This window comes from Paenibacillus sp. fava2, assembly GCF_058313675.1.
In genome coordinates this window covers 314,404-339,771 of sequence record NZ_CM177755.1, presented here as the reverse complement: position 1 = coordinate 339,771, position 25,368 = coordinate 314,404, and the positions used below count along the sequence as shown (strand labels likewise).

At 54.3% G+C, this 25,368-nt stretch carries 22 protein-coding genes; 9 read left to right on the top strand and 13 right to left on the bottom strand.

Annotation, left to right across the window (positions count from 1 at the left end; genetic code table 11):
- Nucleotides 1-51: 51 nt before the first annotated feature.
- Nucleotides 52-669, bottom strand: coding sequence for a C39 family peptidase (locus AC4G46_RS01525; RefSeq protein ID WP_491126382.1), 618 nt, complete (start codon nucleotides 667-669; stop codon nucleotides 52-54).
- Complete coding sequence (locus AC4G46_RS01520) at nucleotides 666-4,208, bottom strand: PAS domain S-box protein (RefSeq protein WP_491126381.1); 3,543 nt, start codon at nucleotides 4,206-4,208, stop codon at nucleotides 666-668. Before AC4G46_RS01520 ends, AC4G46_RS01525 begins: the two co-directional genes overlap by 4 nt.
- 287 nt (nucleotides 4,209-4,495) lie before the next feature.
- Here AC4G46_RS01520 and AC4G46_RS01515 point away from each other — a divergent pair, with 287 nt between their 5' ends.
- The 3 genes from AC4G46_RS01515 (at nucleotide 4,496) to AC4G46_RS01505 (ending at nucleotide 7,035) form a co-directional block, all read left to right on the top strand.
- Nucleotides 4,496-5,314, top strand: coding sequence for a hypothetical protein (locus AC4G46_RS01515; protein WP_491126380.1), 819 nt, complete (start codon nucleotides 4,496-4,498; stop codon nucleotides 5,312-5,314).
- 85 nt (nucleotides 5,315-5,399) lie between these two features.
- Nucleotides 5,400-6,500 (top strand): glycosyltransferase family 4 protein, encoded by a 1,101-nt coding sequence (locus AC4G46_RS01510; RefSeq protein ID WP_491126379.1) that lies wholly within the window; start codon nucleotides 5,400-5,402, stop codon nucleotides 6,498-6,500.
- 208 nt (nucleotides 6,501-6,708) lie between these two features.
- Nucleotides 6,709-7,035 carry a P-II family nitrogen regulator gene (locus AC4G46_RS01505; RefSeq protein ID WP_491126378.1) on the top strand — a complete coding sequence of 109 codons (327 nt, stop codon included), beginning with the start codon at nucleotides 6,709-6,711 and terminating at the stop codon, nucleotides 7,033-7,035.
- Nucleotides 7,036-7,146: 111 nt separating this feature from the next.
- On the opposite strand, the gene AC4G46_RS01500 is transcribed toward AC4G46_RS01505, so the two are convergent.
- Nucleotides 7,147-8,388 (bottom strand): DUF445 domain-containing protein, encoded by a 1,242-nt coding sequence (locus AC4G46_RS01500; protein WP_491126377.1) that lies wholly within the window; start codon nucleotides 8,386-8,388, stop codon nucleotides 7,147-7,149.
- Between the two features lie 196 nt (nucleotides 8,389-8,584).
- On the opposite strand from AC4G46_RS01500, the gene AC4G46_RS01495 reads away from it, so the two are divergent.
- From AC4G46_RS01495 to AC4G46_RS01485, 3 genes are all read left to right on the top strand, one after another.
- Entirely contained in the window at nucleotides 8,585-9,448 is an 864-nt protein-coding gene (locus tag AC4G46_RS01495) for a Cof-type HAD-IIB family hydrolase (RefSeq protein WP_491126376.1), read from the top strand.
- A 12-nt stretch (nucleotides 9,449-9,460) separates the two neighbouring features.
- Nucleotides 9,461-9,916 carry an Imm30 family immunity protein gene (locus AC4G46_RS01490; protein ID WP_491126375.1) on the top strand — a complete coding sequence of 152 codons (456 nt, stop codon included), beginning with the start codon at nucleotides 9,461-9,463 and terminating at the stop codon, nucleotides 9,914-9,916.
- Between the two features lie 80 nt (nucleotides 9,917-9,996).
- Entirely contained in the window at nucleotides 9,997-12,336 is a 2,340-nt protein-coding gene (locus AC4G46_RS01485; protein WP_491126374.1) for a UvrD-helicase domain-containing protein, read from the top strand.
- A 163-nt stretch (nucleotides 12,337-12,499) separates the two neighbouring features.
- On the opposite strand, the gene AC4G46_RS01480 is transcribed toward AC4G46_RS01485, so the two are convergent.
- From AC4G46_RS01480 to AC4G46_RS01455, 6 genes are all read right to left on the bottom strand, one after another.
- Complete coding sequence (locus AC4G46_RS01480) at nucleotides 12,500-12,736, bottom strand: DUF6953 family protein (RefSeq protein ID WP_039869189.1); 237 nt, start codon at nucleotides 12,734-12,736, stop codon at nucleotides 12,500-12,502.
- 80 nt (nucleotides 12,737-12,816) lie between these two features.
- On the bottom strand, nucleotides 12,817-13,593 hold the full coding sequence (locus AC4G46_RS01475; protein WP_491126373.1) for an ABC transporter permease: 777 nt from the start codon (nucleotides 13,591-13,593) through the stop codon (nucleotides 12,817-12,819).
- A gap of 18 nt (nucleotides 13,594-13,611) precedes the next feature.
- The gene (locus tag AC4G46_RS01470; RefSeq protein ID WP_491126372.1) at nucleotides 13,612-14,388 is read right to left on the bottom strand and encodes an ABC transporter ATP-binding protein; all 777 of its coding nucleotides are present in this window, start codon (nucleotides 14,386-14,388) and stop codon (nucleotides 13,612-13,614) included.
- 58 nt (nucleotides 14,389-14,446) lie between these two features.
- Nucleotides 14,447-15,481: an ABC transporter substrate-binding protein gene (locus AC4G46_RS01465; protein ID WP_491126371.1), complete on the bottom strand. Its 1,035-nt coding sequence runs from the start codon at nucleotides 15,479-15,481 to the stop codon at nucleotides 14,447-14,449.
- Nucleotides 15,482-15,512: 31 nt separating this feature from the next.
- The gene (locus AC4G46_RS01460; RefSeq protein WP_491126370.1) at nucleotides 15,513-16,967 is read right to left on the bottom strand and encodes an aryl-sulfate sulfotransferase; all 1,455 of its coding nucleotides are present in this window, start codon (nucleotides 16,965-16,967) and stop codon (nucleotides 15,513-15,515) included.
- 562 nt (nucleotides 16,968-17,529) lie between these two features.
- On the bottom strand, nucleotides 17,530-18,075 hold the full coding sequence (locus AC4G46_RS01455; RefSeq protein WP_491126369.1) for a MarR family winged helix-turn-helix transcriptional regulator: 546 nt from the start codon (nucleotides 18,073-18,075) through the stop codon (nucleotides 17,530-17,532).
- Between the two features lie 348 nt (nucleotides 18,076-18,423).
- Here AC4G46_RS01455 and AC4G46_RS01450 point away from each other — a divergent pair, with 348 nt between their 5' ends.
- Nucleotides 18,424-18,864: a DUF6376 family protein gene (locus AC4G46_RS01450; RefSeq protein WP_491126368.1), complete on the top strand. Its 441-nt coding sequence runs from the start codon at nucleotides 18,424-18,426 to the stop codon at nucleotides 18,862-18,864.
- Between the two features lie 59 nt (nucleotides 18,865-18,923).
- On the opposite strand, the gene AC4G46_RS01445 is transcribed toward AC4G46_RS01450, so the two are convergent.
- The 3 genes from AC4G46_RS01445 to AC4G46_RS01435 form a co-directional block, all read right to left on the bottom strand.
- Nucleotides 18,924-20,048, bottom strand: coding sequence for a TolB-like translocation protein (locus tag AC4G46_RS01445; RefSeq protein WP_491126367.1), 1,125 nt, complete (start codon nucleotides 20,046-20,048; stop codon nucleotides 18,924-18,926).
- 86 nt (nucleotides 20,049-20,134) lie between these two features.
- Nucleotides 20,135-21,601 carry a sensor histidine kinase gene (locus AC4G46_RS01440; RefSeq protein ID WP_491126366.1) on the bottom strand — a complete coding sequence of 489 codons (1,467 nt, stop codon included), beginning with the start codon at nucleotides 21,599-21,601 and terminating at the stop codon, nucleotides 20,135-20,137.
- Nucleotides 21,598-22,293, bottom strand: a complete 696-nt coding sequence (locus tag AC4G46_RS01435; protein ID WP_491126365.1) for a response regulator transcription factor — start codon at nucleotides 22,291-22,293, stop codon at nucleotides 21,598-21,600. Before AC4G46_RS01435 ends, AC4G46_RS01440 begins: the two co-directional genes overlap by 4 nt.
- A gap of 259 nt (nucleotides 22,294-22,552) precedes the next feature.
- Here AC4G46_RS01435 and AC4G46_RS01430 point away from each other — a divergent pair, with 259 nt between their 5' ends.
- Complete coding sequence (locus AC4G46_RS01430) at nucleotides 22,553-22,945, top strand: hypothetical protein (protein WP_491126364.1); 393 nt, start codon at nucleotides 22,553-22,555, stop codon at nucleotides 22,943-22,945.
- 127 nt (nucleotides 22,946-23,072) lie between these two features.
- Here the strand turns inward: AC4G46_RS01430 and AC4G46_RS01425 are convergent, their stop codons facing one another.
- Nucleotides 23,073-24,110, bottom strand: coding sequence for an AI-2E family transporter (locus tag AC4G46_RS01425; protein ID WP_491126363.1), 1,038 nt, complete (start codon nucleotides 24,108-24,110; stop codon nucleotides 23,073-23,075).
- A 193-nt stretch (nucleotides 24,111-24,303) separates the two neighbouring features.
- On the opposite strand from AC4G46_RS01425, the gene AC4G46_RS01420 reads away from it, so the two are divergent.
- Nucleotides 24,304-25,143, top strand: a complete 840-nt coding sequence (locus tag AC4G46_RS01420) for an SDR family oxidoreductase (protein ID WP_491126362.1) — start codon at nucleotides 24,304-24,306, stop codon at nucleotides 25,141-25,143.
- Nucleotides 25,144-25,368 lie beyond the last annotated feature (225 nt).

Sequence of the window (25,368 nt, the reverse complement as noted above, 5' to 3'; positions counted from 1 at the left end):
GGGTTTTTTAGCAGATTTCTGTTTCGTACATCTGCTGTATTGACAGCGGGTTTAATAACCGGCAATATTCAGACTCACCATCGTAATAACCACCTGGTTAGGAATATAGGGTATACGCCGCTCCCGCCCCGGCCGGTACCCGCCGTCCTTAAGCCGCAGGCCGTTGTCATGCACAAGCAGCACAGGCTCCGAACCGTCCTCCGGCTCCTCATAACCGGTTCCCAGTACCCAGTGATAGTCATAGGCGTAATTCCCCTGCCAGCGGAAGCTGAACCACTTATCGAATTTGAGCGCAACGGGACGGCCGGCATCTATCTCCGCTTTATAACGTTCCATATCATTGAATACCGCTACGGTATGCTGCCGGCCTGCATTCCCATCCTTCCCGGAAGCAGAGCGGATATACCCGTTAACCGCCCGGACGAAGCTGCGCACGCTCATCCCCCAGGCCCTCCCGCTGTGCCTGCTGTATATGTAATTTATATGTGCCGCTTTGGTCCCAAAATGCTTGCTGCCGGGAATAAAGTCCGCTCCCCGCCGCGTATGCCAGTACTCCATCATAGCCGCCAGAGTGGCCGGCCCGCACGCAGAGCCGGGCGAATGAACGCCCGGCTCCCACTGTGTATACGGTTCTGCTGCAAGGATTCGGCTCTGCGGTGCCCTGCTCATAATGCGATCCGCTCCTGCCTTGCCTGCAGCAGCACACGTTCAATATCCGAGGCCTGGAATGGCTTGCCGATGAAATCCTCCATGCCCACAGCCAGGCAACGCTCCCTGTCCTCCGGTCTGGTAAAGGCTGTTACAGCTACCAGATACGGACGGCTGTCCGGAGCAAGCTGCTCCCGGATCCGGGCCGCGGCGGTAAGCCCGCTCATCACAGGCATCTGCACATCCATAAACACAAGATCGTACGAATTCTGCAGCACGTTATGCAGCGCCTGCCGGCCGTTCTCCGCCAGATCGGCTGCATATCCGCGTTTCTTGAGCATGGTCAGCAGGAGCTTCTGGTTGACCGGATGATCCTCGGCCACCAGAATCCGCAGCGGACCGTATTTGGGCTCCACCTCCGCCTGGTCCCCGGAGAGCTCCAAGTGTGTAGCCCCCGGCTCCGGCAATGCATACGTGGCGCTGCCGGCAGTTCCCGCTTTTAGCGAATCATGATCCTTAGGCTCTGCCTTATCCGCCTCCCCGGAGTCCTTATACGTATCAGCATCAACATGCATAGGCAGGGTAAAATAAAAATTGGAGCCTTCCCTTTCCCTGCTGTCCACTGCAATGGCTCCCCCCATAAGCTCTACAAGCCGCTTACAGATAGACAGGCCTAGCCCGGTACCGCCATATTTGCGGTTTATGGCCGGATGCAGCTGGGAGAAGGACTGGAATAACAGGGACTGCTTCTCCGGAGGAATACCGATTCCCGTATCCTGCACACTGAATTTCAGGGTCATTCTGTGCCGGCTGGGGCAGAATTCCGTATCCACGGTAATAGCGACAGATCCCTGCTCGGTAAATTTGACCGCATTACTGACCAGATTCACCAGCACCTGGCGCAGCCGGTCTGCATCTCCGGTAATCAGCTTGGGTACGTCCGGGGCAATCCGGCAGGTCAGCTCGATACTTTTTTCACGGGCCTTTGGCAGGAAGAGCTCTGTGACACTTTCCATTACCCACTCCAGGTTCACCGGCTCCTGGACAAGCGTCATTTTCCCGGCTTCAATTTTGCTGAAATCCAGGATTTCATTCAGAATATACAGGAGTGAAGCACTGCTCTCACTGATAATCGTAGCATACCCGCGCTGCTCCTCATTCAGATCCGTTTCCGCAAGCAGGTCGGTCATCCCCATAATTCCGTTCATCGGGGTTCTCAGCTCATGGCTCATGATGGCGAGGAATTCCGATTTGGCCTGATCGGCCTTTTCGGCCGATTCCTTGGCGCGGATGATCTCCTGCTCATCGGTAATATCACGGAAGACGACAACCGCTCCGATACGCTCGCCTTTATCAAACAAAGGGGTTACCTGATACTCGGCCAAAAAGCTTGATCCGTCCTTCCGCCATAATACCGCATCATTGCTCTGAAGCGACTCTCCCGCCCGCACAGCCTGCATCAGCGGAGATTCTTCGGGCCGCGTGTAGCTGCCGTCCAGCGCTGTCTGCTGAATATAGCCGAGGTACGGCTGCCCCATAATTTCACCGTGGGCAAAGCCCAGCATATGCGCTCCGGCGGGATTGATAAACGTCACTCTGCCTTCCTTATCCAGGCCAAAAATGCCCTCGGACACCGCATTGAGAATCAGCGTATAGTCATTGCTAAGCTTCTCAATCTGCTCGGTATAACGGGTACGTTCCGTAATATCGCGGGAAATGCCGAAGACCCCGACTACTTCATCATCAACAACAATTGGAATGTTGGTTGTATTGATCTCCACCAGATGACCTGATTTATGAATCAGCGTCAGATCATAGCTTTGCGGCACACCCCGGACGGCCATGTCAAAATGGTACTTCGTCTTTTGGACATCCTTTTCATGCACAAGCGGCCCGTAATAATTTCCGATCAGCTCCTCCATGGAGTAGCCGGACAGCTCCTCAAGAATAGCATTAGCGGTTAAATATTCCCCCTGCAGATTCATGGAATAAACCGCTGACGGATTATATTCAAAAAGCGATTTGTAGCGCTGCTCGTTCTCCTGAAGCTTGGACTCAAACTGCTTGCGCTCAGTGATATCGCGGCCGACGGCAATGATCTCCACGATCTGTCCCTGCTCATCAAAAATATAGCGGCCGTTCGTTTCAAACCAGACGTAGCTGCCGTTTTTGTGGCGGTACCGGAAGGAAATCGGCGGAATGAATTTTGCCGTCTGGCTTTCCGCCATCCTTTGCCGCATCATCTCCAGATCGTCGGGATGCAGATAATCGTAGGCGCTTGTGCCGATCATCTCCTCCGGCTCATAGCCGAGCAGCGAGCGGCTGGCGGGAGAGCAGTACAGGAAGAGGCTGTCCTTGATTGCATGGCGCGAGATCAGGTCCAGCGAATTCTCCGACATCAGACGGAAATTACGCTCGCTCTCTCTGAGCTGCTGCTCCATCTGCTGCCGTTCGGTAATATCCTGCATCATGCCGATGAGCTGTATCGGTTCTCCGTCCGGATTAAGGATGACATCCCATTGAACATTGACCGTAAGCTCACTTTGATCCTTCAGAATCAGCCGGTAAGCAGCCTCCCCGGAGGTTCCTTTGGCCAGTGCCTGCTCAACATTTTCGTAGAGATAGCCGCGGTCATCGGGATGAACCAGATCAGGAAAGGTCTGGTGATCCACTCCTTCTGTCCCTGTATGGATATGTAGCATCCGCTGCAGCTCGTCAGAGAAGGAGAGCTTGCCCTTCACCAGATCCCAGTTCCAGGAGCCGATCCGGGCTACCCTCTGCGCCGCTGCCAGAGCCTCTTCATTCTGTTTGCGGCTGGTCACGTTCCGGCCGATGCCCATAATTCTGGTAATTTCATTCTTTTCATTCCGGACCGCATGGAAAGAGGTTTCAAACCAGATGTAGTGCCCGTTCTTATGGCGCAGACGGCGGACATACGTATCATTTCCCAGCAGCCCGTCCGCCAGGTCTATGTTCCTGCTGTCATCGGGATGGTAGAACTCCAGACGGTTCCTGCCGATGATCTCCTCCGGCTTGTAGCCTATAAGCTTCAACGAAGAGGGGGATATAAAGCTCAGAATGCCGTCGGGCTGGGAGAAGGAAATCATGCTTTGATCGTCTTTTATAAATAAATCGTATAAATCACGGCTGTCTACAGTGAGCTGGTCTGCAATTTTCCGGTCTGTAATATCCGCTGCATATACGATAATATGCGGGGAGTCCTGTCCGATTTCAGGACGTACAAAGGTAAGAGACAGCCATAAGGGACGGCCTGCACGGCTGTAAAATTTCAGTTCCTTTACAGAAGAAGCCCCCGGCGCCAGTGAACGCGGGTCTAGAGTTCCTGTCAAAGACAGCCCCTCCTGTTCCGCCGGCGGTGCAATCAGGCTGCCGCACACTGTGTTTTGAAGAAAATCAGCTTCCTTGCAGCCCAAAATATCGCATAATGCGGAATTGACCTTGATCCACTTTTCCGCCTCTATGGCCCACACAGCCATTCCTACCGGGGACATCATGAATGCCTGATCCAGAATACTGTGATTCTCTGCCAAGTAATCCATTTATTCAGGGCCTCCTTCATCATGAGCCGGCTCCATGCAGACTCTCTGTTAACTCTTTCTACAGTATACGACAAAGTAAACAACGGAAGAAATGTATTGTACCCGTCCAGGGTATATATACCAAATTTAAAATATTGACGGTGTTCCGTAATTCAACTAAAGTTTGGATTAATAATATATTAAACTGACCTGTTACGCCGGAAGCACCCGTAATAAAGGCTTATTTGCCTTTACTGCGGGTGCTTTTTGCTATGCCGGTTAACAGTGATATCAGGAGGAGGAATAAAGTGAACAAGCTTGTCCAAGTCTTTACCGCCGTAGTCATTGTGCTGATGCCCTTATTCACTTCAGCTGGCACAGCAGCCGCAGCGGCCGTTGTACTGACCCCGTCCATTCAGGCCGCCTTTGATCTGACTGCGGCAACCGCCGGTATCCAGGACCGGAGCCGGCTGAAGAGCCAGTACAGCGAGCTGACTGTCCTGATCGCACAATATGACAGCCGGGAAGAACAGATCCGCGTCCTGCATGAAGCCAATGCCCAGTCCCTGATCTCGGTCCGCAAGCAAATTACAGCGATTGACCAGGCTGCCGTAGCCAAGCTCACCGCAACCGTCACCAGCGCCAAGGAGCGTTACCAGCCTCTTTTTGACCAGTACAGCGCCCTGAACAGCCGGATTACACTGGTTAAGGGGCTGAAGGACAAGACACTGAACGCTGTTCTCAAGGCTCAGGCTGATGCTATGAAAATCACGGTCCAGATTGCCCGCCAGGATATCAGGGACAAGGAGGCGGTGCTGAAGGCCGCCAAGGAAGCGCGTACCCGGAAGATGACCGCCGCCCGCAACGTCCTTTCGGGTATCGAAAGCCCGCAGGCCTCCATCAAATCCCAGAAAAGTGCTGCCACTGCGCTTAACAAGCGGATCACCGCTGACTTCAGCAGCTTCAAGACGGCCATCCGCAAGCAGAATCCGGCCCTGGCCGGGCAGTCCCTGAGCTCGCTTGTTTCAGGCTACAAGCAGATCGCCGTCAGCAAACAGAAGATCCTTGAGCTGGAACAAAAGGTTGCCGCCGTTATTGCAGCAACTTTCAAGCAGATCAGCTCCTGATTAGCCATAAGGGTGTCTTCAGCCCGCCAGAGTGCATATGGTGGTAGAGAGCTCTTATAAAAGCCGGCCGGAGGAGGCTTGATCTATGCATATCTGTATCATTGCACCGGAGCAGTTCCCGCTGCCGGGGGACGGCTCTGTAGAAATCTGCATCTGGGCCATAGCCAGGCGCCTGGCCGGGAGACATCGGGTAACTGTCGTCAGCCGGACAACAGCCCAGCTTCCGGACTCTGCAGAGCTGGAGCAGGTGCGGATTATCCGCCTGGCCTCCGGCACTCCGCGTCTCTATCAGGCTTCCGTGCTCACATTCCTGGAAGAGGAGTCTTTCGATATCATCCAGGTCGATAACCGTCCTCTGCTTATGGCCGCTGTAAAAGAGCGGCACCCCGGCACCCCGGTCCTGCTGTATCTTCATTCCCTGACCTTTGTTCCGGCTGAGCGCAGAATAGCACGGACCCTTGCCCGCGCCGATGGTATTGCAGTCAACAGCCGTTCTCTGCTGGAGAGGCTGTCCGTGCGCTTCCCCGGGTTACACAGGAAGCTGAGTGTTATTCCCTTGGGAGCGGATCTCTCCCGGTTCACACCGGCGGAGCCGCAGGAGCGCCAGCGGCTCCGCCGGCTTTACCGGCTGCCACAGGTTTTCACTGTGCTGTTCGCAGGCAGAGTCATCCCCCGCAAAGGAGTGCCGGTGCTCATCCGGGCAATGTATCATGTGAACAAACGCATGCCTGCCCATCTGGTTGTTGCCGGGCAGGGCAAGCCGGCGTATATCCGCCAGCTGAAGCTTCTCGCCAGAAGACTGGGCGTATCCGTATCCTTCCCCGGCAGGATTGCCCATGAGCAGATTCATGGCCTGTATCAGGCTGCGGACTGCTTCGTCTGCCCCTCCCAGAGACATGAAGCGTTCGGGCTGGTTAATGTGGAGGCGATGGCCTCAGGCCTCCCGGTCATCGCTTCAGATAACGGGGGAATCCGGGAGATTATCCGCTCGGGGCATAATGGTTATCTGGCCGGCAGGTACCGGGAAGCCCTGCCTTTTGCCAGGCTGCTGCTGAGACTCGGCCGCAATCCGGCGCTTGCAGCCAGAATCGGACTCCAGGGCCGCAGCGATGCTCTGCGCACTTTCGAATGGAGTCACACCGCGTACCGTTTGGAAGAATTGTACCGGTCCCTTATTCATGCCTGACAGGGGGGTCTGCCTGAAAGCACGCTCCTCTGATTTGCGACAATGTGTATAAAGGTTTTTGTGACCCTTCTCGCAGGATATTGCCTGCGGCTGCCATTATACTGTTATTGTAAGCGTTGCCAATAACATACTGTGTTAATTTGTACCCCCACCAAGATGCTGGCAACCCCCTACAACAAACTATTCGCTGTAGAAAGGGTGCATCCTTATGTTAATGATCAAGGCCATTATTAGACCCGAGAAGGCAGATGAAGTGATGGCTGAGCTGATGCTTGCCGGCTTCCCTTCCATTAGTAAGATGGATCTGCTTGGCCGCGGCAAACAAAAAGGAATCCAGGTCGGAACCAACCATTACAATCAAATTTCCAAAAAAATGCTGATGATCGTCATTAAAGATGAAGAGAAGGACGATGTCATCAGCATTATTATGAGAACGGCCAGAACAGGGGAACAAGGCTCCTTCGGTGACGGCAAAATTTTCGTGCTGCCAGTCATGGAAGCCTTCACGATCAGCAACGGCAAAAACCTGCTGTAGCCTGCCCCATTAATGAATATGAATCTATGTTAAAGGGACAGCCGAGTGCCTGACAGACGGATCATCCGCCGGTCAGACACCTGCTGTCCCTTTTCTTACCGGTTATGCTGCTCAGATCAGCTGAATTAGTGTCAGTACCAGGCCTACTGCAAAGCCGCATACCGCCCCATTCACCCGGATCCACTGCAGATCCTTGCCGACCTTCTCCTCCAGCATCGCTACAAGGCTGTCATCGTCCATCTGATCCAGGTTTTCTTTGACCAGAACACCGATACGGTAATGGTTGGCCTCTACCAGAGCAATCAGTGAAGCACGGATACGCTCCTCCCAGCTCTGGATAAGATCCGTCTCCTTGCTTACACGGCGGACCAGCAGGGCGTACAGGCTGAACAGCTTCCGGCCGCCGCTTACCCGGTCCTCATCCAGCATGGCAGCCGCCTTGCTGCGGACAATCTCCAGCTGCTTCTGCAGAAAGACGGCCGCCTCATCCCCCTGTACTCCGTTTACGGCCCACTCCTTGAGCGATGCCATCTTCGTCTCGTCATTTACAAGCTGGAACAGGGCCACGCGGATCTCCCGGATGATCTGCTCGCGGTACGGATTATCCGCTTCACGGAAGTCGCGGATTCCCGACTGGATCATGCCCTGCAGCATTTCCCCCAGCATATCGGCATCCACAAAGCCGACAAAGGCCTGGAAGGCCATCCCCTTCAGTCCGCCGAGCTTCACTTCGGCCAGCTTTTCACCGGCCAGCTTGCCCAGCATGGCCCGCGTCTCCGGACGTCCGGTCCAGCCGGACACGCCATCGAGCGCATAATCCAGAGCAGCTATATCCTTGCCGTCATTCATCAGCCTTGTGGCTATTTTGTCTGCGGCCTCACCCAGCTCAGCTTCACGGATATACTCCGCAGCGGTCTTCTGCAGATAGGGCACCGCCTGTTCTACAGGCAGCCGCAGCACAAAGGTGCTCAGCTGCTCCAGAATTTCCGCCCTTACTTTCTTTCTGGACATAAATTTGGTCAGCAGGCCGCCGGCAAGCTTAACCATGCGGATGCCGCGCAGCTTGTTTTCAATGCTCGCCTTGTTCAGCAGCTCATTCTCCATCGCAGAGATCAGAGACTGGACGATTTTGTTCCTGTTTTTGAGCAGCAGTGAGGTATGCGGAATTTTCAGTCCCAGCGGATGCCGGAACAGCGCAGTCACGGCAAACCAGTCAGCAATCCCGCCGACCAGGCCGGCTTCAAAGCCGCCCCGGAGCAGCTCAAAGGGGATCGTATCCGGCAAGAACAGCGTAATCAGAAAACCGCATGCCATTACAACAAGCGATATTGTGGCTAAATTCCTGGATTTCATTATTAATCCTCCATTTTCCGGCGGTCATCAATAGTCTGTCTTTTATTGTAACACGGGCGGGCTGTATTCCGGAAATTCAGGCAAGCCCATGAAAAGGAATTTTTAATTTGCAGAGAATTAATGATAAAATACAGGAAATGATTTTCACAGTCCCTGAGGTGCGGTTTAGAACCTACAGAAAAAGGAGAACAACACTATGCTGATTGCACTTGATATGGACGGAACACTGCTTAACGAGAATGGAAATATCAGTCCGGAGAACCGCGAAGCGATTATCCATGCCCAGAGTCTGGGCCATATTGTGGCGATTGCCACCGGACGCTCTTATATGGATGCCGAGCGGCAGCTGCGCCTGTCCGATCTGAATTGTCCAGTTGTCGCCATGAACGGAGCCCTGCTGATCCTGCCCGACGGTTCCCAGGCGGTGAGCCGGCCGCTGGACAAAGAGGATATAATACCTGTACTGCGCTGGATGAATGAGGTTCCAGAGCTGTATTACGAGGTGTATACCGAGGATAATGTATATGTGGAGCTGGACAAGCGGGTCCGTCTGGAGAAGCTCGCAGAGCTCAAAGACGAAGAAATCCCTGAGGGCTTCGGCTGGCTGCTGAAGGCAATGATCGCCAAGCAGTTCCGCCAGGCTGCCGTAACCTATGTGGAGAGCATGGAGGAAATCTGGAGCAAGGAAGATCAGCATATTTATAAGGCGCTTGCTTTCTCGCTAAACCGTGAAGTGCTCAAGGAAGCCTCCACACGCTTCGCCGAAATTCCCGGCCTTATTATCACAGCCTCCCATGAGAGCAATATCGAAATCAATCACAAGGATGCCAACAAGGGGGCAGGTGTCATAAAGCTTGCTGCACACTACGGTATTTCTGAAGATCAGGTAGCCGTAATGGGCGACAGCTATAACGATCTTCCGATGTTTGAACGGGCCGGCTACAAGATTGCCATGGGCAATGCCGCCGAGCTCCTCAAGGAAACCGCTGATTTTGTGACACTCACTAACATAGAGCATGGTGTGGCTGCCGGAATCCGGCATCTTCTCGAGAAGAAATAGGCGGTGCCCGTGATGAATATGTATCCGGGAATTGCCCAGCTGTACAACAACCGGCTGCTGCGGACAGAGCTGGAATGCGAGCTGTTTGACCTTGCGCTGGAGGGGCTGGCCGGCGATACGGAGGATGCGGTGATCCAGCAGATTTTTAAAGTGTTTGACGATGAGACCGAGCATGAGGAAATGATGTTCGGGCTTGTTCATTTTGTGGAGAGCTGCCACATGGAAATGTACCTGACCCAGCTGCTGGAGTCGCTGCCGGACATGCTGGAGCCTGCCAGGGGCTGGGCAATCGTGCTCAACGAGCGGATTCTGAATGACAGCCAATTCAGGAAGGAATACACCGCTATTGCCCAAGGCATGTCTTCCCGCGTGAAGCAGGCGCTTGTTTTTCTGCTGGAGGAAATCCGTGAGAACAAGCCCCGTCAATATGAACGTAAAGTGAATAGCCTGCTTGGTAAAATAAAGTAAACCGGGGAACCGCTTTTCTATATAGTAGTGCAGTGTTATATTGTAGATTGGCTAATGGACTTATATTGAAGGTGATTCTGATGAACAAGCTTTTATTTCATAATATACCGCTTGGTGCAAGCGGTGAACGTATCCCCCAGGCGGCAGTTGCCTCAGCCCGGACCAGCCGTGACACGGTGAAGCCGGGGGAAGGCGATGCCGCTTATTTCCGCCGGCTTGAGGAGGGCGGGATTCTGCTTAATCCGCCGCAGATTGCAGCGGTACGGCATCATGAAGGGCCGCTGCTGACGCTGGCCGGTGCAGGCTCCGGCAAAACGTCGGTGCTGATCTGCAGAACCGGTTATCTGCTGTCCGTGCGTGGTATCTCCCCCAGCCGGATGCTGCTGCTTACCTTCTCCAGCAAAGCGGCGGCGGAGATGCGCGAGCGGATCGCAGTGCTGCCGGGTGTCGCCGAAGGCGATGCCGCGCGCCTGCAGGCCCGTACCTTCCACTCTTTCTTTCTGTATTTTCTGCGGCGGCAGGGGCTGCGGCAGGACATCTTTCATGAGACACGCCGCCAGCACATCCTGCTGAAGCAGATTATGCGCGAGCTGGGACTGCCGAAGGATGCCTATCCCCCGGAGACGCTGCTGGCCCTGCTGTCTTCCTGCAAGATGAACATGAGGGATGCGGATACGCTTCCCGAAACGAACACCGCCGAGCAGGAAATGAAGGCGATTCTGACCCTCTATGAGCAGTGGAAGCAGGATCATAACAAAATGGACTTCGATGATGTGCTGCTGATCGCCTATAAAATGCTGCTCGGGCAGCCCCATCTGCTGCAGGAGCTGCAGCAGAAGTTCCAGTATGTCATGGTTGATGAGTTCCAGGATACAAATGAACTGCAATATGAGCTGGTCAAAATGATCGCTTACCCGCACAACAACCTGATGGTCGTCGGAGATGATGACCAGACGATCTATTCCTTTAACGGGGCGCGCAGCGAGTTTATTTTGGAATTTGAAAAGCTCTATCCGGGTGCTAGGGTTATTACCCTTGATATTAACTACCGTTCGGGCCCGGCCATTATCGGCCTCGGCAACGGGATCATCCGCCATAACCTGCGCCGCCGTTCCAAAACGCTGCAGGCTGCCAGGAACGGCGGTGCACAGCCCCGTTATCTGCGCCCGCAGACAGCCGATGAGGAAGCCGAGCAGATTGTCGACCATATCGTAAATGAAGTCGGCGGCGGCGCACGGGAATACCATGACTTTGCCCTGCTGTACCGGGCCTCCAGCAGCAACCGGGCCGTGCTGGAGCTGCTGCTGCTGCGGGATATCCCGTACATCGACTACGGTGAAGGGCAGCTGCTCTATGAGCACTGGCTGATCCTGCCGGTGCTGGACCATCTGCGGCTGTCACTGAACCGGCGTAATTTCGCCGCGATGGAGAGCATCCTGCCGACTCTCTACATGAACCGGGAAACAGGCATGGAGCATATCCGCCGGATGGAAGCCGTCCAGCCCAAGCAGGGCCCGCTGATCCATCTCCTGTCCCTGCCGGGAATGGAGGATTTCAAGGGCGCCAAGCTGCGCGAGCGGCTGGAGCTGATCCGCGGCCTGGCTGCGCTGACGCCGCTGCAGGCGATCCGCCGCATCCGGACAAGCTTCTATGACTATTTCATTGAAGCCAACGAACGCCATCAGGCCACCCTGCACCGTGAGACGCTGAAGGAAATGCTGGACGAGCTGGAAACCTCCGCGGAAAGGTTCGACAGCCTCCCTGTCTTCCTCGACTTTATTGCCAGCATTACCGAACGCAATGAGCTGAGCCGCCAGAGCGGACTGAAAGAACAGGGCAACCGGATTGCGTTAATGACCATCCACAAGTCCAAAGGACTGGAGTTCCCCGTTGTCTTCCTGCTTGGGGCCTCGGAGGGCATCCTGCCCCACAGCTCGGCGCTGGAGGGCGACCGGCTCAAGGACCGCAAGGCAGCCCAGCTTCCTGCGCCCGGCAGCTTCAGGGCAGGAAGCGACTCCGGCTTCGCAGCGCTGGAGGAAGAGCGGCGGCTCGCTTACGTCGCCGTCACCCGGGCCCGCGAGGAGCTGTTCATCAGCTCGCCCGCAAGGCACCGGGGCAAGAAGGCGGAGGTGTCCCGCTTCATGCTGTCTGCCTTCCGCTCCGCAACCGCCCCGTCCAGACCTGCCGCTTCCACGGCTTCCACCGTGTCCGTGAGCAGGCTCGGAGTGTCCAGGGTGCATACCTCCGGTACAGCAGGGAACGTCCGGACCCACACGGTTCCTGTCTGGAACTGCACCGGCGCCCGCTGCCCGGGCTGGACCCGGATGAAGGCCGGCGGAGCGGAGGACCACCTGGCCTCCAAGCCCTGTCCGCTGTGCAGCTCCCCGATGGAGAAAAGCACCCGTGAGGTGCCTGTATAAGCCGGCGGCCCGCCGTTGTCTGTGCCATGCCGGACTGCCGACCTGCGGCACGGCATAGCCGGTTGGCCTAACTCACAGGCGCCGTCACCTCTGCCGCCGCAGCCAGGCCTCATGCAGCAAAAAGGACCATTGCCCGTACCGGGCAATGGTCCTTTTTGCTGTGCTACGTCCAGGCCCACAGAAAAGCATCGCGGTCCCAGGCGATCCGTCCGCCGTGCAGCTTGCGGAACGCTTTCTTCACATCCTTGGCCAGCGAGGCGTTTCCGTTCTCGTTCACAAACACAAACTGCTCGCCGAAGTTGGCCTTAACATATTCAATCGCGGCGGTCTGGTGCAGGGTCCCGGTAAACCGGATCTCCTTGACCATCCACTCTGCTACTTCCTGTGCGGTAACTTCCATCAGGCTGCCGCCCCTTTCACATCCTGTCTGCTGTTGCCCTTACATTATAGCATGGAGGATTGAAAGCCGCTCCGTTCAGGCTAGCGCTTGCGCGCGGCCACGCTCACTACACCATACCGGTACAGCACCTTGCGCCCGAACCAGTTGAACAGCCGGTCCGTAAAGAAGCCCATGAAGCCGAGGCAGAACAGCCCGACAAAAATCCAGTCCGTCCGGAAAAACAGCCGCGAGTTCCAGATCAGATAGCCTACACCTTCGTTCGAAGCAATCATTTCCGCCCCGATAATCGCCATGTAAGAGGTCCCCATCGCCAGACGGATACCGGTGAAAATATACGGTGTAGTCGCCGGAACGATGACATGCAGCAGGATCTGCCATTCACTCGCCCCCATGCTGCGGGCGGAGCGGATTTTGTCCTCCTCTACAGACATTACGCCGGTCAGCGTATTCAGCACCACGATGAAGAAGGTAGCGTACATAATCAGGGCTATTTTGGACTGCTCTCCGATCCCGAACCATACCAGAAACAGCGTGATGAAGGCAATCGGGGGAATAAAGCGGATAAAGTTCAGGAATGGCTCGGCAAAAATCCGGATAATATTCACTTTGCCGATAATGAGCCCGGCCGGAACAGCCAGCAGGCTGCCCAGCACCCAGCCCACCAGTACCCGGTAAAAGCTGATCCCGATATACTGCATCAGGGTCCCGTCACTGAGCAGCTCCCGGCCGCCCTGCAGGGTGGCCCATGGTCCCGGAATAACGTCAGGGCCGTATATCAGCGCACCGAGCTGCCAGATACACAAGGCGGCCAGCCACAGCAGCGAGACGGACACCCATTTTTTCTCCACCCATTTCATTATGTGTCACACCCTTATCTATTCTTCAAAATGTCCCTGAATCTTGTTGTACAGCGAGTAGAACTCAGGGGAAGCCACGTCCCGCGGAAAAGGCAGCGGATTCTCATAAACATCCGTAATATTGGAGGAGGGGCCGACCGACATAATGCCGATTCGCTCCCCGAGCAGCAGTGCTTCCTGAATATCATGCGTGACGAAAATAACGGTCTTATGCGTCTCGCGCCAGATATTGACCAGCTCCTTCTGCATCGTCCGCCGGGTCATCGCATCCAAAGCGCCGAACGGTTCATCCATCAGCAGAATGGCCGGATCGTTCGCCAGTACCCGGGCCAGCTGTACACGCTGCTTCATACCGCCCGAAAGCTCCTTCGGGAATTTTTTCTCATGTCCGGACAAGCCGACCAGCTGGATGAAACGGTCTGATATTTGCTTGCGCTCGGCCTTTGGTGTCTTCTTCATCCTCAGCCCGAACTCGACGTTCTCCCGCACCGTCAGCCAGGGGAACAGGGAGGAGTCAGCCTGCTGAAAGACTACCGCACGGTCTCTGCCCGGCCGGTCAATCTCGACGTTATCCACCTTCAGGTTGCCTCCCGATTTCGAGACAAACCCGGCGATCATATTAAGCAGCGTCGATTTGCCGCAGCCGCTCGGTCCGAGCAGAACGAAGAATTCCCCGCCTTTGATCACCAGATTGACGTCTTTAATGATGTAATGAACGTCCCCTGTTGTCTGGGCACTGTAGCTTTTGCGGAGCTGCTCGATTTGAATCGCATGACGGTTCGATAGTGAAGACATCTAAGGCACCTCCTGAACATTTTGAATTTAAGTCATTAATCACCGTTAAAATCGTCCGTTATTCCCCGTAAGATACGGTATCCGGCAGCACTTTTTTAAGCGGCTCCAGATTGATTGTCGCCTTCAGGTCAAAATCCTTCTCAATGATTCCCGCACTGATCATATAGGCCTTCTGTCCGGCCAGGCTGTCATAAGCAGCCGGGGTAAAGCCGATAATCCACGGATTCAGCGGAAGATCCTTCAATGTATTTTCCTTAGGCTGCTTCACTTCGTCATACATAAGGTCAGCCACTTCTTCGGGATGCTCCTGGGCATACGCCGAGGCTTCATCGACTGCTGCCAGGAAATTGCCGATTCCATCCGGATTCCCGGCAATGAATTCGTCACTGCTCACAATTCCCATCCCGAGCCGCACCGGGGTTTTGGACATATCGCTCAGTTCATGCACATTCTCCAGGGCAGCCAGCTTATCAACGAGCGCCGAGCCAATGACCCAGGCTGCATCAATATCCCCCTGCTTCAGGGCAATAAAAGCTTCATCAAACCCGCCCTGTCCGGTCAACGTTACATCGCTCAGCGCAATGCCCTGTTCCTTCAGATATTCATCCCACAGGTAAGGGATAAAAGTGCCGCGGATGAAGCTCAGATTCTTGCCCTTCAGGTCAGCCGCCGACTGGATATCGTCCCTTACGTACAGCTTCCAGGCTGCAGCCGCCTGATCGGTGGCCTGCCCTGCAGAAGCGATAATGGAATACCCGCCCTTGGATACCGCGTTAAGCACCGGAAAGTCCGCACCGTAAGCTACATCCACCTGTTTGATGAACAGGGCGTTTACCCCCTCGGCCGGGGAGGCAAAGGTGACGATTTCCGCATCAATGTTATGATTTTTGAAAAAGCCCTTGTCCGCCGCCACCCGGAACACCGGATTGGTGTTGGTGTCGGCGATTTTGATCTTCAGGGCTGCGGACTTGCCGGCCCCCGCCTCTCCGGAAGCCGCCGCATCCCCCTTGGAGCTGCAGCCGGAAAGAATAGTCACAAGGGAAAGGGATAAGAGCAGAATAACCGTTCCGTACCAGGTTCCTGTTTTTTTCATGGACGATCCACCTCTTCGTTATATTAATGGGCTAACCCTTGCGCTGCAGCACACCTTCATCCGCCGTAGCCACGCAAGCGGCCCCCTCCACGAACGGCAGAGTTGTCGCTACACTTACTACAGAATCCGAGCCTTTTGGCGCTGCACCCGGTACCCGGAAGGTCGTTACATCAATTGGTTCGATCTCGGTTTCCTGAGGCTTCGCAAGCTGCGGAACCCAGGCGTAAGGCACGCGGTAGGAACGGTACACCATGTTGGTATTGCGGCGGTCTGTGTAAGGCGAGACGTATTCCCAGACGATTTCATGCTCTGCGGTTACCTCGAACAGGCGGCCGTTTGAACCTTCCGTAATCAATGTGTTGCCGTTCGGCAAGCGCTGGGCAGAGCTGATATACGGGCTGTAAAATTTGTAAGAATCGGTCGGGACGGAGAAGCCGGCCTCTGCCGAGGTGTATTGCCACTCAATTTCAAAAGTAACCGGGTTGATCTCCAGAATCCGTGAGTGGTCGCGCACGGCATTTTTCTGGCCAAAAGGGGATACCGGGTTCGGCAAGCCGTAACCGCCCCAGCCGCCGTTATCGAATACAAGTACATTCCCTTCGCCCGGAAGGCCTTTAGGAATGATGTGGGCATGATGCTGGCCGATAATCCAGCCGATATGCTTCACGTCAGGCAGGGAATAGTCGGGTCCAAGCCGCCAGACAATCGCACCTGTTGCCCTGTCGGTGATGGCGATGATGTTCGCCTCACGGGCATCCCAGATAATGTTGTCCGGGTGGAAGCGTTCATCCCCATTGTCGTAAAACTTGTTCGGGCCTACATAGGAGGCCGAGTTGATATGCAGCCAGTCGCCTACACCGCCGCCCAGATGGCCGAAGGAGCGGGTATTCGGATCACGGAACAATACATTGCGCGCCGCCTCATCAAAGCCAAGCTCGGCGAAATGGTCGCTGGCCTTCCATTCCCAGACGATGTTGCCGTCCCAGTCCACTTCAAGGATCGTGTCATCCAGCAGCTCTTTGTTGGAAATCTCATGGTTATGCAGGTTTTTGTGGGCCAGGATCAGCGTCTTGCCGCTGTGCACCTGCGGGTCAAGCCCCGGAGCATAGTAGCCTACCGGATTGCCTTCACGCTGATAGTCATGATGCTGGCGGGCATACCACAGCGGCTCATAGCCTGGGTCTTCGATGTGCTCATAGCCGTTAAACTTCCAGACAATATTGCCGTCCCAGTCTACCTGGACCAGATCGACATTGTCCTGGATGCCGAATTTCGGATCTCTTCTGCCTGTGCTGCCCAGCACATAGCCGCCTGGGAGGATCTTGGCCGGAAAGCCCAGCAGCCCCTGCCACAGATGGACTTCCTTGCCGTTCATGTCAATCAGCACGACCCCTTCCTCGCCCGCCTGGTAGACGGTATAGCCGCTCCATGCCTTGGCCGGGTTGTATAAGGTAGCTCCTGTCGGGTAAATGGTTGAGTGTCCCATATATGATCTCTCCTTAAAAGTTTTTGTGAGCGTATGCTTCTGGCGTTTACTTCGTACAAAAACTAGCTTCGGAAGCATTTGCTTAGTTTTTTGTGAGCATAGGCTTCCTGCGTTTGCTTCGTACAAAACTTACTTCGGAAGCATACGCTTAGTTTTTTGTGAGCATAAGTTCCTCCTGGCCTCCAGAGGCAACATCTAGTTGGATATTCGTCACCTAATTCCGTCATTTCGTACCATGTGTGCTGACTAGGTGGAAAATCGTCACTTATTTGGACTGCAAACCTCCCATAAGCCCGAAAACATTAAAACTAAGTAGCTTTTTTCCACCTAATCTCTTCATTTCGTCGCCTGAACCTGAAATAGATGACTAATTTCCACTTAGTTTGCTCGGCAAGCCATTCTAGAGCCATTCCAGTTTCTCATTTCCACACTCGTTAGCTAATCAACATTCTTGTGCTGACACACTCCAAACTCCAAGCAGTCTTCGTAAAAACTCTTCTCCTAGCCTGCGCTTGATTTTGCAGCATACACTCTAACTCTATATATCTATCTCTCGTTGTTATCAGTAACTCAAATATTTATTATCCGGTGCGGTTCTCCGCGGCTTCTGTTCAGGAGCCGGAGGCGGGGGCGCTTCGGCCTTCTGTCTGGCCAGCTCCAGCAGTGTATCCGAGAATCCCTCCAGATTCCGGGTAATCCGCTCATAGAAGCGGCTCTGCTGGGCAAGCTCCTCCTCTGTAAAGCCCTCGAACAGAAGCGTAATACATCGTTCACCGATACTGCTGTTGCGCTGAACCAATTCCCGGCCCTTCGCTGTAATATCAAGCAGCACCGTCCTGCGGTCATCTTCCTTACGCCTGCGGACAGTGAACCCGCCGGCTTCCAGCTTATCGCTCAGCGCCGTGATCGCACCGGAAGTGAAGTCAAGCTCCTCGGCCAGATCGCCCAGCCGCTGCTCCCCGTCACGGATAATCTTGTTCAGAATCAGCATGCCCGGCAGGGCAATGCCCTCCACATTCACACGGTCGCGTTCCTTTACGAATCTCCGCACCATTCTGCGGAACAAATAGTCAGCCTCCTCCAGCTGCTCCCACTGATCATCTGTCATACCATCCCTGCTTTCCTCCATCGGCCGATAAAATAACCCCACCCCGAATATACAAAAAAAGGCTCCCGGCAGACTCCCTCCATAGGGTAGTACTGCGGGAGCCTTTGGCGGTCCAATCGGCTCAAGTGATTATTTCACTGTTCATTTAATTAGTGGTGAACTATTGGTGTTATCATATACCCCTTTAATCCCACCTGTCAAGTATGATTTTAATTTATTGTCATTCTTAACTTACATTCATAGTATTTTCATCGTAATTTAATGATGTTTCCCGTAACCCGCTCTGCCGGCAAGACGTATGAATTAAAGTAAACCTGGCACATACCAAACCAATGAGGAGTGAAGCAAATGAAGAAATACGGACTAGGCCTGCTGCTGTTTGTCCTGCTGATTGTCCCCGGCTGCGGTTTTGCCGAAAAGGTGGAAAACAGCGTTACCTTTGCTTCTGACACCGCTGCATACATGCAGGCCTTAACCGAATTCGGGCAGGAGATGGAGACGCTGGCGACGGATGCAGCGACAGATCCGCAGGCCAAAGAAGCTTTGATGGAACGGCTTAATGCCCTGAAGGAACAGATTTCTGATTACGCCAATCTTCAGGTTCCGGAATATGCAGCCGACCTGCACCAGTCGATTACTGGTTATAACGATAAGCTCCAGCAGGGCCTGGATCAGGCCGCAACAAATCTCGAGGAAGGCAAGGCCGCCTTCGAATCCACAGGCATTCCGGAAACGATCAGCCAGATTAACGGTCTGCTGAACGAGATCAGCCAGCTGATTCCGCAATAACGGCGAAAAAACGCCTGCTGTATGAGCGAAAGCCATACCGCAGGCGCTTTTTATTAACATTAGGACAGTCTGATCACATAAGTCGTGAACTCGTACTTGTTATCCTTCAGCACGGAGGCTGAAGCCAGCAGCTTCTTGCCGGAAGGGCTCCAGCGCAGCTGGTCGGCAATCTCAATATCCCCCAGCAGCTGGGTCTGTTCCCCGCTGTCCAGCTCGGTAATGAATACCCCGTTCTGGTCATCCGCCGGATTCTCCGCGGTTAGCGAATAAGCCAGCTTGCTGCCGTCCGGAGACCAGCTGGTTCCGAACACCTGCTGGCCGGAGGCCAGCTCCGTCTGCTCGTTGCCCTCGCTGTCACAGAGCACCAGCACCATCTCTCCCGGCTTCGTCCGCTTCACAATGGCCAGCTTGCTGCCGTCCGGAGAGGGAACAACCCAGACCACACTTTGTTTCAGCACCTTCGGCTGCTTTGAATCAGTGTCGTAAGCGGTCAGCTTCATATCCTCCCCGGTCACGTAGTAGATGATATTGCCGGATTGCACTACCTCATGCACGTAGGACTCACCGGTCTCTACCACCGTCTCTTTTGTGCCCTGCACATCTGTTCTGTAGATGATTCCGTCCATGCCGGGGAAAATAACATGGCCCTCATCCGCCCATTCCCCTTCCTCTACCCGGAACGGCGCTTCATCCACCTTGACTGGAGAGCCGGATTCCAGACCAAGGATGTATCCGAGGCCTACCATTTCATTGGTTTCTTTATAAAAAACATATTTTTTATCGGGGGACACCTGCGCGGCACCGTAATTCTGGTCCCCTTCCTGCAGAGGCGTATCCGCCCCGGTAGAAAGATTTTGCTGATAAAGATTATGCGGATACTGTTCGGTACCTTCAATCAGCTGCGGGGCCAGGCTCTTGTTTTCCTTATCAACCACAATGACGTCCTCACTGACCCAATCCAGCCCGCGCACTCCCCCTACCTTATCAATGCCCTCCAGCTGCAGCCTGGTATACACAGATTCACTGGTATTATCCATCACCGTAATCTTTGTGCCGGCCTTCTCAATGACCTGCCGTGCCTCTGTATCCCCTGAACGGCATGCCGTCACAGACAGTACAACAGCCAGGCTCACCACTGCCAGCAGCCCTGTATGAACCGCCCTGCCGCCCGCTTGTCTGCTCATGATCGCTTCCCCCTACAATGTTGATGCACCTACAATAGCCGAAAGTTATTTCCAAACCGCTGCAGGATGTTTCCAACTTGTAAACTTTACTTCACCAGCGGAAAAGAAAGCCGGAACACCGAGCCCGTGCCCTCCGCCTCCAGCAGAACAATGCTGCCGCCCTGCTTCTCCACCAGATTGCGGACCAGTGACAGCCCAAGCCCGGTGCCTCCTGATGCGCGGGCCCGGTCACGGTTGACCGTATAGAACGGCTCGAAAATTTTGTCCCGCGCCTCTGCCGGAATACCGATGCCGGTATCGCTGACTGTAATCTCCACCTGCTCCCCGTGCACCTTGCTGAGCAGCTTGACTGCCCCGTCCGGCACATTATATTTGATTGCATTGTCAATCAGATTGATGAAGATGTGCATGAAGCTTTCTTTATCGATCCAGATATGCGCAGGCTCTGCCTCAAGGGTTATCGTCAGCCCGAACCGTTCCGCCTTGCCGTTCATCCGTCCGCAAATATCGCGCAGCCCTTCGGATACTTCCAGCAATTCTGCCTGCGATTCAAAATCATATTTCTCCAGCGCAGTCAGCTGCAGTACTTTGTCCACCATCTCATAGAGCCGCTCTGTCTCCTTGGCAATGTTGGTCTTGGCCTCAAACAGCAGCTTGGGGTCATCGTCATACATATTGAGCAGGTCCACATAAGCCTTGATCGAGGTCAGCGGCGTCTTGAACTCATGGCTGATATTGCCGATATATTGCTTCTGCTGCTGCTCCAGCGCCTGAAGCTTGGTTATGGCGAGCTGCAGCTTGCGCTGCTCCTCATCCTTGGCGGCAATGCTTGATTCAATTTCCCGGCTCATGTAATAAATCCCCTCCGCCAGCTCGCCCAGCTCATCCTTGCGCTTCACCGGCGGGGCGGAGATATATTCGGCGTGGCGGATCGATTCCGCCGACCTTTTCAGCCGGCTGATCGCAGCCGCCGCGCGGCTGAAATACAGATAACCGGTGATGAAGCTGAGCAGCAGCACAGCCGCGCCGGTTGTCAGGAACAGATTCCGCAGCGTCTGCTGAAAGGCCTGGGCATTCTTCAGTGAATACTGCAGCTGCACTACACCCATCTGTGCCTCAGGCCCCTGCAGCGGGGCCAGATACAGGAGCTTGTCACCCTTGCTCTGGTAGGCAACCTTGTCCTGAAGTGCATAAGCCAGTGCATCCGATGTGCCTGGACTTCCGGACGCAGGCACACCCTGCACCGAGGTTCCTACCAGCCCGCCCTCGGCATCGTACAGCGTGACTTCGAGACCGGTGAAGCCGGCCAGCTCAGCGGCCAATTCACGGCCGCGCCGCTGCAGGAACTGCTGCGGTTCAAGGCGCACACCGGTATAATAGGCCTGCTTCACCCGCAGATTGACCGTTTTGACGTGCTGGGCAAGTGAGGCTTCCGCCTGTACCTGCTCGTTGCGTTCCACCCCGCGTAGCACCAGATAGCTCAGCACGCTGACTGCCAGAATGAGCAGAAGCCCCAGGAACAGGCTGAATTTCAGCTTAATGCTGAATCTCACGGGTAGCTCCCGGCCGGCACCGCTTTATAGCCGACCCCGTACACGGTCTGCAGCATGTTCTGGTAAGGCTCGCCGAGCTTTTTGCGCAGCCGCTGGATATGAATATCCACCGTGCGGGTGCCGCCGGCATAATCCATCTCCCAGACCTGCTCCAGCAGCTCCTCCCGCATATACACGCGCTGCGGGTGGGAGAGCAGCAGAAGCAGCAGATCGAATTCCTTCGGCGTCAGCTCCAGCTCCTCCTTCTTAAGCTCAGCCGAACGCCGCTCAGGATACACCCGCAGCTCGCCGTATTCCAGCAGCTCGGCGGGAGCTTCGCCCGTCTTCTTTTCCAGCCTCCGCAGCAGCGCTTTTACCCGGGCCAGCAGCTCGCGGATTTCGAACGGCTTCGTCATATAATCATCGGCGCCCAGCTCCAGACCGACGATTTTATCGACAATATCATTTTTGACCGTCAGCAGAATAATCCCGATATCATCGCGGTTCTCAAGCCGCCGGCACACATCATAGCCGCTCAGCTTCGGCATCATCACATCCAACACCAATACATTCGGCCGGAAGGTCTGCACCTTGGAGAGCGCCTCCTCGCCGTCGCCTGCCGTATCCACCTCATAGCCCTCCCGCCGGAGTGCGTAGGCGATTGCGCTGGAAATGCTCTGTTCATCGTCGACAACCAGCACTTTTTTATTCACGGGCGGTTCACCCCTTACCCTTATGGTTTATTTACTATCTGGCCCTGCTTCTCTTAATAACCGTTCTGCGTTCCTCCTGACAGTATACCTTGGTTCACCGCCCTAACCCAAGCGGAGCGCCATTATTTAGGTAATCTTTAACCGGACTTAAGCTTAGCCTCAGCTTTGCCGGTTATAATGCACTTAAGCATACTTATCCTAACTGACCCAGCCTATGACCCCTTACCGATATATTACATTATGAAAAGAGGATATTTACATGAATATAAAACGAGTGATGATTGTCGGGACAATGATTGTCGCCATGTCTTTTGGAGGAACCGCCTGGGGCAGAACCGCCGCCCTTGCTTCACCGGTAGCCAAATGGTCCACTTCGGCCCCGGTGGCAGATAAGGATGAGCTGCTGGACGCACTGAACCAGTCCTCCGATGAAGAGCTGTATGAATCGTTATACGAGGGCAAATCCCTTAAGGATATCGCAGCAGAAGGCGGCGGCAATATCGACAGTGTCATTAACCTGCAGATCGCCCAGCTGACGGAACAGCTGGATTTGCGGCTGGCCGGCGGCAGTATTACGGCTGAGCAGTACACAGCCCAAAAAGCCGAATTGAGAGAGCTTGTAACACAGAGCGTCGCAACTACCTTTGGCTGATCCGGATACTTAGAGCTAGCATTCCCGTACTTAAGCCGAACCTATTAATAAACATGCAAAAAAGGCAGCCCGGCAGAAAGCTTCTGCTTACGGGTTGCCTTTTCTTATATATGCAATTTGCTTCCGGTCACTTCACGAGTTTGGGAGGCTCATCACGGGTAATATCAAGGATATCCAGGAAAAAGACGAAGATCGGAATCCCCAGGATCAGTCCCCATACGCCAATGTAATGCTCCGAGAAGAGCAGCACGATAAAGGTGTAGAACATCGGCAGATTCATCTTCGAGGACATCAGCTTCGGATTGAGGAAGTAACCCTCCATAAAGTGCAGAACGGCGATCATAGCCAGTACATAAATAACCATTTCCAGCCCGCCGATATTATAGCCGATGATACAGAGCGGAACCAGCGAGATAACAAAGCCGACTACCGGAATCAGGCTGAGCAGGAAAATCATGATGGAAAGTGCAAACAGGTAAGGGAACGGTGAGAAGAACATACCCAGAATCCACAGCCCTATAACGGTGAACACGGTATTGAACAGCGCGATCAGGATTTGTGCCTCAATAACCTTGCCGAAGGAGGAAATGAATTTTTTGCCGAAATACTCAAGCTCGACGTAGAACCAGGAAATCTTGCTCTCTCTCAGGCGGGAAGTAAAGCTGACAATGCGGCCTTTTTCCAGGATGAAAACAAAGCTCAGAATGGTGGATAATACGAAGGTGGTACCCCAGTTGCTGATTTTGAACACATAATCTATCCCGCCCTTGAGGTAGGACTGGTAATTAAGGTCCTTGAGCGTATCAAACAGATACAGGGTAATCTGGTTTTGCGGGATGTCATCAGAAGTCAGGTTACTCAGATAAGTGGTTAACTGCTTGACTTGCTCGAACACTTTGGGCAAATATTTAACCAGGGCAAGCACAATCATCGCGATCAGGGCCAGATACAAAATGACAATAATGACCTTGCTGTTCACTTTGATAAACTTGCTGATCCGCTTCGTCAGCAGAACCTGGAAGCTGTTCATCACATAGGCAATCAAAAACGTCAGAAGTACCAAATTAAGCATATCTCTGATACTGTAGAGCAGCAGACCGATCAGCACCAGAATCCCAAAGCGCCGGACCGTCAAGTTTGCATAATAACGCTTAAACACTTCCATTGTTCCTCTCCATTCGCTTACAACTATAGACTCCTTTATAGTCTACCGTAATGAAAACGATCCTACAACATAAGGTGTCCGCAAAAACACGCGAAAATGCAGTCTTTATGTAAACTTAAGAAAGCTGCACCCGCTTTATGCTGTAATGTGTAAACATTTGTAACTTAACTTAATTTCAGGAGGCAAAAGGAATATGGGAAAAATCATCTGCATTACCGGTGCATCCTCCGGGATCGGCCTGGCTACAGCTCTTCGCTTCGCCCGGGAAGGCTGGACTGTCTATGCCGGGACACGCCATCCGGAGCGCGATCAGGAGCTCTACCGTGAGGAAAATAATCTGCATTTCGTGCAGCTGGAGGTTACCGATCCGGCCAGCATCCAGACGGTCATTGACCGGATTACGCTTGAGCAAGGCTCGCTGGATGTGCTGTTCGCCAATGCCGGTTTCGGCTATCTCCGTGCCCTCGGCCAGGCGCCGGCGGAAGACATCCACCGCGTATTCGACACCAATGTGTACGGGGTGATGCACACCATCCGGGCGGCGCTGCCGCTGCTGCGTTCGAGCGGATATGCGCATATTATCGCGACTTCAAGTGTAGGGGGCCTTGTAGGCCAGCCGATGAACGAAATTTACTGTGCCAGTAAGTTTGCGGTAGAAGGACTGCTCGAAAGTCTGGCTACCTATTACAAGCCGCAATTCAACATTGATGTAACCCTGCTGGAGCCGGGAGCCATTGCTACCGAATTCACCAAAACGGTGATGGGGCATGTAGCGGGCACCGGCGGTATTCTGGAGGATGAATATAAGCCGGTAATCGATGCCTACACCGCAGCCTTTCTGCAGCGCAATGTGGAGCCGCAGACAGCGGAGTCCGTAGCGGACGTGATGTGGGAGCTGGTGCATATGGAGACCAAGCCGGTGCGTATCCGCACTTCAGAGCGGGCCGAAGCCTTTGTGGCCCATAAAGTAAGCGCGGACCCAACCGGACTGGACGGCGTGCTCAGCACCCGCAAGATTCAGCTGAATATGTAGTCCTGAGGCGCGGCGTCCGTCTCTTTTCCCTTAGTCTATTTCATGCATCCCCGGCTGTGTTTATCCCTGTTTCCTGTTTCCGCAACACAAATGTAATATAAACAGCCCTCCGGCATCATCCCGGAGGGCTGTTCTTCTATTCAATAAGCTGTTACCGCTGAACCGGTTCAATCCGGTAAACGCCGTCCTTCTGCGGATCAGCGGGACGGATCGCCCAGCCGAAGG